This is a genomic window from Thalassolituus sp., from assembly GCF_984348125.1.
Genome location: NZ_CFHJLR010000013.1, coordinates 107,144 through 117,538 on the forward strand (window position 1 = coordinate 107,144; position 10,395 = coordinate 117,538).

General features: G+C 50.9%; 7 protein-coding genes. 4 read left to right on the plus strand and 3 right to left on the minus strand.

All coding sequences use genetic code 11. The features are described from left to right. Positions 1–116 precede the first annotated feature (116 nt). Both AC5E51_RS10845 and AC5E51_RS10850 read left to right on the plus strand, forming a co-directional pair. The gene (locus tag AC5E51_RS10845; RefSeq protein WP_491778585.1) at positions 117–3,275 is read left to right on the plus strand and encodes a DUF6701 domain-containing protein; all 3,159 of its coding nucleotides are present in this window, start codon (positions 117–119) and stop codon (positions 3,273–3,275) included. After that, complete coding sequence (locus tag AC5E51_RS10850; RefSeq protein WP_491778586.1) at positions 3,276–5,894, plus strand: DUF6701 domain-containing protein; 2,619 nt, start codon at positions 3,276–3,278, stop codon at positions 5,892–5,894. It abuts the gene before it with no gap. A gap of 38 nt (positions 5,895–5,932) precedes the next feature. Here the strand turns inward: AC5E51_RS10850 and glnG are convergent, their stop codons facing one another. The 3 genes from glnG to AC5E51_RS10865 form a co-directional block, all read right to left on the minus strand. Next, the gene (gene glnG, locus AC5E51_RS10855) at positions 5,933–7,363 is read right to left on the minus strand and encodes a nitrogen regulation protein NR(I) (protein ID WP_491222313.1); all 1,431 of its coding nucleotides are present in this window, start codon (positions 7,361–7,363) and stop codon (positions 5,933–5,935) included. Then, entirely contained in the window at positions 7,360–8,442 is a 1,083-nt protein-coding gene (glnL, locus tag AC5E51_RS10860) for a nitrogen regulation protein NR(II) (protein WP_491778587.1), read from the minus strand. The genes glnG and glnL overlap by 4 nt, the downstream gene beginning before the upstream one ends. 262 nt (positions 8,443–8,704) lie before the next feature. Continuing rightward, entirely contained in the window at positions 8,705–9,256 is a 552-nt protein-coding gene (locus AC5E51_RS10865; RefSeq protein ID WP_175607909.1) for a DUF4124 domain-containing protein, read from the minus strand. A 99-nt stretch (positions 9,257–9,355) separates the two neighbouring features. On the opposite strand from AC5E51_RS10865, the gene dtd reads away from it, so the two are divergent. Then, positions 9,356–9,790 carry a D-aminoacyl-tRNA deacylase gene (dtd, locus tag AC5E51_RS10870; protein ID WP_068439365.1) on the plus strand — a complete coding sequence of 145 codons (435 nt, stop codon included), beginning with the start codon at positions 9,356–9,358 and terminating at the stop codon, positions 9,788–9,790. A 133-nt stretch (positions 9,791–9,923) separates the two neighbouring features. Continuing rightward, positions 9,924–10,301: a SirB2 family protein gene (locus tag AC5E51_RS10875; RefSeq protein ID WP_076516658.1), complete on the plus strand. Its 378-nt coding sequence runs from the start codon at positions 9,924–9,926 to the stop codon at positions 10,299–10,301. The last annotated feature ends 94 nt before the right edge of the window (positions 10,302–10,395 follow it).

The window sequence follows — 10,395 nt, forward strand, 5'->3', positions numbered from 1 at the left end:
ACGTTTTGTGAAAGAATAGAAAAAGCCAAACTGAAGAATATCATTTAGTTATATCGGGAAGGTTTAGCAAGGTGCTGCAGGTTTTGCCGTAACCAAAGGTTAGCTGGAAGAATATTATGCTGAAATATGCGCTGCTGTCTTTATTGTTTACCTCCATGAGTGCCATGGCTCGCATCGATTTATGGTCGGACGACTTCGAGCGGAGCAATCTGAACGGCGGCCCGCAAAAATACACAGTGACACCCATTGGTTCTCGCGGTGAGGCCGGCATTGGCACTTACATCGCTAATTCCGGAACCCGCAGTATGTTTATATGCTGCGACGAGGTTTATGTTACTTCAGACCCTATTGACCTGAGTGCTTCGAACTACGCTGAAGTTAATTTCTGGCTAAGAAGCGGTTCTGATGACTACAGTGAATGGCCTTCAAGCGGTGACGATCTCCGACTGGATGTTCTGTTGGATAATGGTAGTTGGCAGGCCTTACAGTTATGGGAGGGGGGCGGCTCATCTGGCGGTGATACTTATAACGTATATGCCAGAATTCCTGTTGCAGGATTACACAGCAATTTCCGTTTTCGTTTTTATCAGGCTGACGGCTCAGGAAGCTCTTTTACCCGTCGGGACTTCTGGCATATTGATGATCTGAAAGTAACCGATTTTGAAGTGGGGACGACGCGCTACCCACTTTTTGAAGATCAATTCGAACGCGACTTATTTCTTGCGCCACCTCCTGGCGGGACGATACCTGATTGGTACGTCACCATTTTTGATGGCAACTTCACTTCTCAGATCAGCAACCATACCGCCGAGACCGGTACTCGTAGCTTTTTTACCTGCTGTGGTGAGCGAGCCACGACTACACGCAGCATCGATTTGTCAGGAGAGACGTTTGTTGAGTTGGAGTACTGGATTCGCTACGGCGATGATAACTTCAGTGGTACGGATGCAATTACGCCAGGGAATTACGACAGTGAAGACCCGTCAGCGGCTGAATTGTATGTGCAGATTTATTTACCTGATGGCACGTGGCGTACGATTGATTTCCATGATCCTTCGATATTAAATTCGGGCGAAGCATACCGATATGAGGCTCGGGTACCTGACGATGCCCTGCACAGCAACTTCAGGCTCAGGTTTTATCAAGCTGACGGCACGACTTCGATATTCAGGCGTTACGACTTTTATCACATTGATAATGTCTATGTAGGTACACGCGATGATACCTCATCTGCGGTTCACCATTTTCGTCTTTCGTATAATTCAGCGGCGCTGACCTGCAACCCGCAGGACGTAACAATTCAGGTGTGCGAAGACGCATCTTGTTCAAGCCTGTATACAGACCCTGTCGACATTGTTTTATCACCGACAGGGTGGGTTGGAGGCAATGCCGTTACGATAACGGGTGGCAGTGGTGTTGCCTCGCTGGCCCGTACCGCGGCCGGAACAGTTGATCTGGATGTTGTTTCTTCAGTCCCTTTGATGACAGGTTCCACTAACCGTTGCTCAATCGATAGTGGCTCCTTTACGCCATCTTGTTCGCTGACCTTTTCTGACTCCGGTTTTCTGGTCGATGTACCGGATATTATTGCAGGTAAGGGGACGGCTGTAGCGACGATACAGGCGGTGCGCAAAAGCGATAACGCGCCACAATGTGTACCGGCCTTTGCCAATGTCACTAAAAATGTAGATTTCTGGACGAGTTACGATATTCCTGCCTCTGGCACCATGGCGACAAGTCTGGGCGGCGTAGCGGTATCAGGAAATAATCTATTGCCGACAACGCTGCCGCTGAACTTCGATAGTAATGGTGAGGCAGTGCTACCTTCGTTGAATTATTACGATGCCGGTCAGAAATCACTGTATGCGAGATACGTTGGTACAGGGGCCGATCTCGGCTTGATTATGGAAGGTAGTAACTCGTATATCTCGCGCCCAGCGGGTATGTGTATTGATACAGGCAGTAGCTGCGGTTTGCCTTACGCTTCGTGTGGCGTATTCGGTACGGCAGGGGTTCCTTTTAACGCCAATATTACTGCTGTCGCCTGGGAGTCTGACGGAGATTCCAATTTCTGCTCGGGGAATAGCGGGACGCCGAATTACAACTCGGGCGGGAATATTCTGTTGTCGTCGGGGTTGCTGGCGCCTGTTCCCGGTGCCGCCGGTTCAGTGATTCCAACAGCGTATACGCATGTTGGTTCAAGTGGCTCGGGAGGAACAAACACCATTGCACTTGCGCAGAGTGAAGTTGGCGTGTTCACCTTCGATGCAACGCCACCTTTATATTTTGGTGTCGCACTTGGGTCAACCTCCAGTACGACGCCGGTTACTTATACAAGCCAACCAACCGGTCGCTTCATACCCGATCACTTCGAAGCTTCGACCAGTGATATTGGTGAGTTTTCCCCAGCCTGCCCGACGGGTAACACTTACACCGGTCAGTCATTTGACTGGTTAATTGCTCCTACAATCGCGTTCACCGCATATAATGGGGCAAGCCCCAAGGCAGTGACTGAAAATTATACTCACGACGATTTCCGTCGACTGACTGCGGCGAACGTCGCAGATAATATTACCTATCCCACGGAAGACAATGCGACGGATGGTAACGACGGCAGCCGGTTGCAGCTCTCTGGTGTGCCTGATACACAGTTTAACGACGGGACAATAAGTGTCTCGGCAGCAGGGCAAATGGAATATGTATTCTCTGCAGCAGATAGCCTCGCCTATTTGCGCAACAGCGATGCTGAAATAAATACATTCAGTCCCGATCTGGTCTTTGAAATTGGCTCAGCAGTCTCTGATGGTGAGGTGAATGTAAATAACACGGTAAATATCACACCCGATGGAAGCTCTGTTGATATGCGCTTTGGCAGGATGACAATTGAAGACAGTTACGGCCCTGAAAACAGCAGTCTTACGCTTCCCATGTCGATGGAATATTTCTCTGATGGCGACTACGTCCTTAACACCTTTGATTCGTGTTCGACATGGAACAGCGTTAACGCCAGTGTCGATAGTTTAAGCTCGATCCAACCCGGGTCAGGATCTGTCTCTTCGGGTACGACGGGTAGCGATGGTCTTGAGTTAGCAGCCCCCACCACGGTAGCAGGCACACCTGACACAGGTGATGCAACCGTGACTTATGATGCCCCCGTCTGGCTGGAAGGTGACTTTAACGGTGATGGAAACTTCAACGATGATCCATCAGCAACATCGACCTTCGGTATCTATCGAGGCCACGAGCGGGTTATCTACAAAAAAGAGTTGAGATAAATGCGCCTCAGTAAAAAGCAGTTTCATGTGCGGCCCAGAGTCTGGGCTATTTCAGCATTGTTTTATCTGTGCACATCATCTGTGGCTGCTCTTCCGGTGCTGTTTAACCTGCTCAATAGTGCCGTTGTCGGTGTGGACTGGATAGCCAGTAACACCTCCCGGGTGGTGATTAATTCACTGGGCGAACTCAATCTTCGTAATGGTTATGTCGAAGTCGAGTCACGGGTATTTGATTTCTCTGAAGCAGATTCTGTTGATATTAATTTCGATGTTTACGTGCCTTTCAGCCTCGGATTTGGGCTTATCGGTACTGCACCTAACCCCGGAGAAGACTTAGTTGTTCAGTACCGACGAAGTAACGGAGGCTGGCAGACCCTGACGACCTTCGTTGCAGACAACGGCTTTCTTGGGCTGCTCTCAATAGGGGATAGCTATTCCTATTCAGCGTCGCTACCTGCGAACGCTTACCACGACAATTTCCAGCTACGTTATGTCATGACCGGCGGCGGGATCAGTGTATTCGACCTCCTCGGTGATAACTGGTATGTCAGTGATATTGAGATCACAGCCGATTTACCACCGGCAGGCCCGGATCATTTCCGGTTGTCTTATGCGTCTGACGCATTAACCTGCAAGCCTCAAACCATCGATATTCTGGCCTGTGCCGATAGTACTTGCTCAAGTCTGTATACCGACGATGTGGATATAACCCTGTTGCCTACGGGTTGGGTCGGTGGCAATACACGAACTCTGTCGGGTGGTAGCGGTAGCTTTGAGCTTCGCCAGACTGCCCTTGGTACAGCGATTGTTGGAGTGTCATCATCGTCGCCCGCAAAAGTCGGCGGCAGTAATCTCTGCTCAGTGGATGGTGGCAGCGTATCTGTGGCGTGTAACCTGACGTTTGCCGATGCGGGTTTTGTAGTCAGTGTTCCTGATTTTATATCCGCGAAAGGACCCGCTTCGGCGACTATACAGGCAGTCAGAAAGAGCGATAACTCACCTGAGTGTGTGCCGGCTTTCGCAAACGTATCGAAGGCCGTGGATATATACACCCGTTACAACGCGCCAGCTTCTGGCAGTAAAGCTGTGCAAGTTGCAGGCGTTGATGTGTCCACTTCGCCTGTAAGCCCAACAAGCCTCTCTCTTGCCTTTGATGCTTCCGGCACCGCCTCGCTGACGTCCTTTAACTACGACGACGCCGGGCAGAAAACACTGTTTGCCAGTTATACCGGAAGTGGTGCTGATGCTGGACTGATCCTGAATGGACAAACCAGCTTTGTAGCGCGCCCAGCGGGTTTGTGTATTGATCCAGCCAATGTCTGTACCGAGCCATATGAAGACTGTCCTGTGTTCTCACTTGCAGGTGTGACATTCCCAGTGAATATCCGTGCGGTCGCCTGGGAAGCAGATAGCGACAGTGATTTCTGTTTGGATAACATCACGACACCAAATTACAGCTCAGGATCGCCGATTACTTTGTCTTCAACCGTTGTCGCACCAGCCGCCGGACAAAATGGCACACTGGAACCCGCTGAATATATTCACCCTGTGAGCGTCAGCGGCGTTTCGAGTATTAATCTTACGCAAGGAGAAAGCGGTGTATTTACTCTAAATGCAACGCCGCCTTTGTATTTTGGCGCAGCGCTCGGCACCTTGTCTGATACCAATTTAGCCACCTTCTCAAGTGCGCCGCTGGGGCGGTTTGTTCCCGCGTATTTTGAGGTGAGTGTGGCAGACTCTGGCGTATTTTCTGGCGCTTGTAGTACTGGAAATAGCTACACCGGGCAATCTTTCTCATGGCTGGTGGCACCGGCAATCATTGTTTCTGCCTACAACGCATCAGCCGATGCTGAGATTACTCAGAATTATACTGACACTGCTTTTATGCGTTTATCGGCCGGTGACGTATTTAACGGAGTTTCATTCCCGTTAGTCGACCAGAGTGTTGTGGGCAACGATGGCCTGGCGCTCTCTTTGGCTGGTTCTCCTACTACTGATTATCAGGCTGGCTCATTAACGGTAAGTACGCCGGGGGTGATGGAGTATGTCTTTTCACCACTAGATAACATCGCCTATGTGCGTGATTTAAATGCTGAAATAAATCCTTTTTCTCCGGAGCTGCAATTTACGCTTACCGGTGTTACCGACGGCGAGGTAACCCAGTCTGCCAGTGTCGACTTTACACCTGATGGTAGTGGGGTGAGTGTGCGCTTTGGCCGTATGCGTTTACAGGATACCTTTGGTGCCGAAACCCACGATCTGACCGCAAGGCTGATCACAGAATATTTCCAGGGCGGCAGGTATGTACAGAATACTGACGATGACTGTACCGTCTGGGACAGTGCCAATGCTTCTGTCGACGGTATCAGTCAGATTACGGCCACCTCAGGTCAGTTAACCGGGGGGAGCAGTGGTAATGCGGGAATTACCTTGCTCGCCCCAACACTGGTACCCGGCACACCGGATACAGGTGATGCGTCTCTGAGCTACACTGCCCCGCAGTGGTTACGAGGCGATTACGATGGAGATGGTAGTTTTGAATCGCCCTCATCAACCGTCAGCTTCGGTGTCTTCCGTGGGCATGAACGCATTTTATATCGCAGGGAAGTCCGGGAGTAATAGGCTCCCGGTTGTTTTGTCGCGGTCAGCTGAAATAGTCAGTCATCGCCATGATCATCGTCATGATGATCTTCGGTGTCCATCTGCAGCTCTTTGATCTTTCTTGTCAGGGTGTTCCGGCCCCATCCCAGCAGGTTTGCGGCATCGCGACGACGACCCGCGGTATGCTTAAGTGCGGTCTCAATCATAATACGTTCAAAGATAGGAACTGCGGTATCAAGCAGATCCGTCATGCCCGAGGCCAGCTGTTGATCAGCCCAGAAACGCAGATTCTGTTCCCAGTTACCTGAGGTCTGAATATCACTTTTCTGTTCCAGAAGCTCAGGTGGCAGATCTTTTACCAGCACTTCGCGACCAGATGCCATCACAGTGATCCAGCGACAGGTATTCTCGAGTTGGCGGACGTTACCCGGCCAGTCCAGGGTAGACAAAAACTCTTCGGTTTCTGGTCGCAGCGACTTAGTCTCTACTTCAAGCTCTTCGGCTGCGCGTTGCAGGAAGTGCGTCAGAAGTTTCGGAATATCTTCACGACGATCGGCGAGACGAGGCAGGTGGATACGGATAACGTTAAGACGATGGAATAAATCTTCGCGGAATTTCCCGTCTTTTACCAAACCTTCAAGGTCCTGGTGCGTTGCAGCAATAATGCGCACATTCACCTTGACCGGTGTCGTACCACCTACGCGGTAAAACTCACCATCAGCCAGTACACGAAGCAGTCGTGTCTGGGTGTCAGCCGGCATATCACCGATTTCGTCGAGGAATAAGGTGCCACCGTTAGCTTGTTCAAAACGTCCACGACGTTGGCCGCCAGCGCCGGTGAAAGAGCCTTTTTCATGGCCAAAAAGCTCTGATTCAATCAGATCTTTGGGAATTGCAGCCATGTTCAGAGCAATGAAAGGCTCAGGAGCACGAGGGCTATGCTTATGAAGTGCATGAGCGACGAGTTCTTTACCCGTGCCTGATTCACCGTTAATTAAAACAGTAATATTCGATTGCGAGAGACGACCAATGGCGCGGAAAACTTCCTGCATTGCGGGCGCTTCACCGATGATCTCCTGCGTTGGCATCTCAGGTTCAACCGATGGTGCCTGTGCTGAAATTTCAGAGAAGTGATCTATGGCACGTTGAATCAGGCTGACCGCTTCGTCGACATCGAAAGGCTTTGGCAGATATTCGAAGGCACCACTCTGGTACGAGCTGACCGCGCTCTCAAGGTCAGAGTGCGCTGTCATAATGATGACTGGTAAATCAGGATGTGCCTCGTTTGCGTGCTTCAACAGCGTGAGACCATCCATACCCGGCATGCGGATATCCGTAATAATGGCGCTGGGATGCTCTTTTTTCAGTTGATTGAGTGCAGGTTCAGCCTGCTCAAATACTTTGGTTTCAATCCCCGCCTGTTGCAGTGCTTTTTCTAAAACCCAGCGGATGGATTTATCGTCATCAATGATCCAGACAGTGCTCATAGTGATTCCAAAGGCAGATAAATTGAGAATGTGGTGCGTCCGGGCTCGGATTCAAATTCAATGATGCCGTCGCACTGATTAATAATGGATTGTGAGATCGAAAGGCCAAGGCCTGTACCTTCAGGGCGTCCCGTAACCATCGGATAGAAAAGACTCTCCTGAATCTCTTCAGGAATGCCAGGGCCGTTATCAGTAATATCGACACGAACAACGAGGCGGTGACGGTGATGGCCAATCGTAAACTGGCGCATCGATCGGGTTTTCATTGTTAGTGATGGTGGTCGCTCCGGGTTTGGATTTTCCATCATCGCCTGCATCGCGTTGCGGCAGATATTCAGCAGGGCCTGAACCATCTGACCGCGATCCGCTTCCATTTCAGGAATAGACGGGTCGTAATCACGGACGACTTCAATCTGATGTTCAGATTCAACGTCGACGAGCTGGCATACCCTCTCAAGAACTTCGTGAATATTAATTTGTTCGGTCTGAGGCAGAGTACGGGGGCCGAGCATCCGGTCCACGAGGTCACGAAGACGGTCTGCCTCTTCGATAATAATATTGGTGTACTCGGCCAGATCGGCCGTTGGTAATTCACGCTCAAGTAGCTGGGCTGCGCCGCGAATCCCACCGAGTGGGTTCTTAATCTCGTGGGCCAGGCCACGCACCAGGTTACGTGTTGTTTCCTGCTTGGCGATCAGCTGCTCTTCGCGGCTGATACGCATCAGGCGGTCACGCCCTTGCAGTTCAACCAGCAGGCAGGGCAGTCGCGTTTCAGGGTGTGATAACGGACTTACGCTATAGTCCAGAGTCGCCTGCTGTTGGTTATGAAGCTCAATCGTCGCTTCACGTTTGGTGTAAGAGTGCCCATTGATCAGAGCATCACGAAAGGCCTGTGTCGCTTCGTCAGACTCTCTGGCGAGCATGGTGAACTCAACGCCTCTTCCGCGCTGGCCACTGACTTCAAGCAGGGCTTCGGCAGCGGGATTCATGAAAATAATACTCAGATCAGCATCCAGCAGAACAACCCCAGTATTCAGGTGTTCCATCAGGCGTTGATTGAGGTGTGGGCTGGCGAGCATATCTATCTCCGTTTGCACTCAGTTCAGCAATAATTGAGCCAGAAGTGAGTTTTGCACATAAATGGCGCGGAGTCGCTTCTGACATGCTGCGTGAGTGTTCAAATGAAGAAAAATAGACCCTTTAATGCACCAAATGTGGGCGAGCGGTGGTGTTGGTGAGTTGTTTTGGTGCCCTGTGTCAGTGCTCTGGACCGTATAGAAGGTTTTTTAGCCTTCATCTGATTTTGTCCTGGCTCTGAAAGTAGGCCTTGATGGGGGAGGTTTAGCGAGCCAGGGAAGATGCCCGTTTCACATGAAGAGTAATCGACTGGCTGCTGATGCGCACGTCGCCGTCAGGACCTCTGACTTCCATATGCAGTCGATGTTCGCCGCGGTCCAGATTATCGAGCTGAAAGCTTGTCTGGCTACCGCGAGCGATCTCGATACCTGCATCCAGCAGTACGATGCTGTCTTTCTTCTGCAGCGCTGGTGTCAGCACGCCTGAAATACGGACATCGCCATTTACACCAATGGGCAGGGTAGTGCCGTCAGCCGGAGAGATAATACTCAGGCTGGTATAAGCCGGTGTGACGGGCTCGTCGTCTGATTCTTCAGAAGGACGCTCAGGCTGAGGGACATTAAACGCAGGCATGGATGGAAGCTCCTGAACCACATGGGTTTCTGAGCCGGCGCTTTTGCGGTCGCTGAATACCGGGTTGCCGTCGGCATCTCGGGTAATATACACCTTTGTCTGAGCGGTGGCAGGAAGCGCACTGGAGACTGTAACAACCGCAGTTGCTAAAAGAGTGATCAAGGTGGTCATTGAGTGTCGCATATCCATATCTCCGGGTGCTTAGGCACGTATTTGATCTGAGTATAGAACGCGCTATCCTGCGCCCGCAAACCGCAGCGGTATTTCAGTGGGAGTTTTTCAATGATTGGCTTGATACAAAGGGTGTCTGAGGCAAGTGTTCGTGTCGACGGCGAGGTGATTGGCAGTGCCGGGCGCGGTTTACTGGTATTGCTTGGGGTTCAGAAGGAAGACGACAAAGAGAAGGCTGACCGCCTGTTAGATAAAATCCTGCGCTACCGGGTCTTCCCGGATGATGAGGGGCGCATGAACCGTAGCATCAGCGATATTGATGGTGATCTTCTGGTTGTTTCTCAGTTTACTCTGGCGGCAGATACCCGAAAGGGCACACGCCCCGGATTTTCGGGGGCGGCGGCACCGGACGACGCCAGCGCCTTGTATGAGTACTTCTGCAGCCGTGCCAGTGAGAAGGTAACTACGGGGACCGGACGGTTTGGCGCCGATATGAAGGTCTCTCTGGTAAATGATGGCCCTGTCACCTTCTGGTTGGAAGTCTGAGGTCCGGCCTCACGCTTATTGATATTGATCAAGTATCATTACACCGGTCATCTGCTATGCTTCGCGGCTGTTCTGCCGCCACGTATGCAGACTGGCCCCATTTAAAATAACTAAATACTGAAGGAAATCCGTCATGTACATGGCTCTGAAGCACTCTCATATTGGATTTGTCTACTTATCATTTATTCTCTTCGTCGTCCGCTTTGTGCTGGCTAATTACAAGCCGCTGCTGAACAGCAATAAAGCCTTGAACATTGCTACACATGGCATCAATACTTTGCTTCTTATTACCGCCGGTGCGCTTTGCGTAACCCTCAGCCAATATCCGTTTGAAGCGGCATGGGTTACTGCCAAGTTGCTGGGCCTGATTGCATACGTTGTGCTGGGTGTGATCGCAATTAAGAAAGTAAACGTAAAAGCGTTTGTTCTGGCGCTGGTGGTATTTGTTTATATCTTCGGTGTGGCAAAAGCGCACAGTGCGCTTTCGTGGGTGGGCATCCTGACCGCCTGATCTGCGGTTATCCTCGCAATAAAAAAGGCAGCCATGGCTCACTGCTGTCCCACAGTTTTGGGACAGCAAATGAAAAAGCCTGACTCCGAGTGTT

Coding starts and splice junctions, on each gene's coding strand:
- glnL (WP_491778587.1), bottom strand. CDS start 8,442: ATGCTCGCCAGCCCACACCTCAATCAACGCCTGATGGAACACCTGAAT.
- AC5E51_RS10845 (WP_491778585.1), top strand. CDS start 117: ATGCTGAAATATGCGCTGCTGTCTTTATTGTTTACCTCCATGAGTGCC.
- glnG (WP_491222313.1), bottom strand. CDS start 7,363: ATGAGCACTGTCTGGATCATTGATGACGATAAATCCATCCGCTGGGTT.
- AC5E51_RS10865 (WP_175607909.1), bottom strand. CDS start 9,256: ATGCGACACTCAATGACCACCTTGATCACTCTTTTAGCAACTGCGGTT.
- AC5E51_RS10850 (WP_491778586.1), top strand. CDS start 3,276: ATGCGCCTCAGTAAAAAGCAGTTTCATGTGCGGCCCAGAGTCTGGGCT.
- AC5E51_RS10875 (WP_076516658.1), top strand. CDS start 9,924: ATGTACATGGCTCTGAAGCACTCTCATATTGGATTTGTCTACTTATCA.
- dtd (WP_068439365.1), top strand. CDS start 9,356: ATGATTGGCTTGATACAAAGGGTGTCTGAGGCAAGTGTTCGTGTCGAC.